Genomic DNA, 1,445 nt, shown 5'->3' on the forward strand with positions numbered 1-1,445 from the left:
CAGTACGAGGACGACCCTCCGCCTTGCATCTGCACGCACCGGACGCCGCGAAGCCCGCCCTCCGGGCGGACGGCGGGAGATAGGACTTACTCGTCCAGGGCCTGATCCGAAGACAGGCCCTCGCCCGGGAGCGGGCCGCCCGGCCGGGGTCGTCACGACTGCGGGTCAGCAGGGTCAGACGTTCGGCACCTTCAGCTTGTCCCAGCTCGTCTTTCCCGGGATGCCGTCGGCGTCGCTGCCCGAGTAGCCGAGCTTGCGCTGCCAGGCGGCGTACGACTTGCGGTCGGCCTCGCCCCACGCCGGGCCGGGACCGACCTCGTACCGCCCGCACCCCTCCGCCACCAGCCGCTTGCCCATCGCCGTGATGATCGCGCTGCTCCGGCCCGCGGCGAAGAACGCGGCACCGGGGAACGGCTCGTACGTCGCCGGGGGCTTCGGCGCCGGCGGTTTCGCCGGGCCGTCCGGCTTGCCGCCGAGGCGCTCCCGGATACGGCTCCGCATCGAGTCCATCGTGAAACCACGGGGATCGATCTTCCCCGGCTGCCATTCCTTGTGCCCGATCACCGAGCGGTGCGACCAGCCGTGTGCGCGGCAGATCGCGGCCGCCGCCTTCTCGATCGCCTCCAGCTGGGCAGCCGGCCATGGGTCGCTGCCGTTACCGAGGTTGACGCACTCGAAGCCGTAGAAATAGCGATTGCCGTCGGTGTTGGCCTCGTTGTCGGCGGGCAGCGCCGTCTCGTTGATCACCGCGCGCAGGACGTCGTCGTCGCCGAGCCCCGCGTGGTTGGCCCGTCCGTAACCGACCAGATGGACCGAGCCGTCCTTGGCGATCACACCGTGGCACAGCGGACCGGGCAGGCTCGAGTGGCCGTTGTAGCAGATGTCCACGGAGTTCTGCGTGCCCGAGGTCACGGTGTGATGGATCATCACTCCGTGCATGGGCCCCCACGGGCCCTTGTGATTGCGGTTGTGCGTACGCCAGCTCCGGTGTTCGACGACCTGCAGACCCTCGTCACGGAGGATCTTGAGGAATGTGGCGGCGGACAGAGGCGTTGCCATGGTGGTGCTCCTTTCCCAGGTGGAAGTCAGTTCTCGGGCTGTCCCTGGCCGCCTTGGCCGTCCGTCCGCACCGGCGAACCGGCCGCAGCGGCCGTCTCGGCGGCCGTCGCCTCCGCCTCGGCCGCGGCCTCCGCGGCCAGTTCCGCCTCGTTCGCCGCGGGGATCGGGCCCGCCAGCGGACCGAACGCCAGCCGCAGATCGGAGACCGAACCCTCGCCGAACACCCAGGCCAGCGGCGCGTAATGGACCTGGATCCCGCCGGGGGACCGGAGCAGCGGACGGCGGGCCGCGTCCGTGGGCCACTCGACGTCGCCCGTCGCCGTACGCGCGGCGACGATCCAGAAGTCGCCCGAGCGGTACGTCCTGCCCGGCTCGAAGTACACCTG

The 1,445-nt window shown here is 70.9% G+C and carries 2 protein-coding genes; both read right to left on the bottom strand.

Annotation, left to right across the window (positions count from 1 at the left end):
* Positions 1-174 precede the first annotated feature (174 nt).
* The gene (locus ACWGI8_RS44265; RefSeq protein ID WP_453669277.1) at positions 175-1,059 is read right to left on the bottom strand and encodes a peptidoglycan-binding protein; all 885 of its coding nucleotides are present in this window, start codon (positions 1,057-1,059) and stop codon (positions 175-177) included.
* 26 nt (positions 1,060-1,085) lie between these two features.
* Positions 1,086-1,445: DUF6519 domain-containing protein (locus ACWGI8_RS44270; protein WP_453669279.1), on the bottom strand; the 360-nt coding region annotated here is incomplete at its 5' end.

The sequence above is a fragment of the Streptomyces sp. NPDC054841 genome (assembly GCF_053611045.1).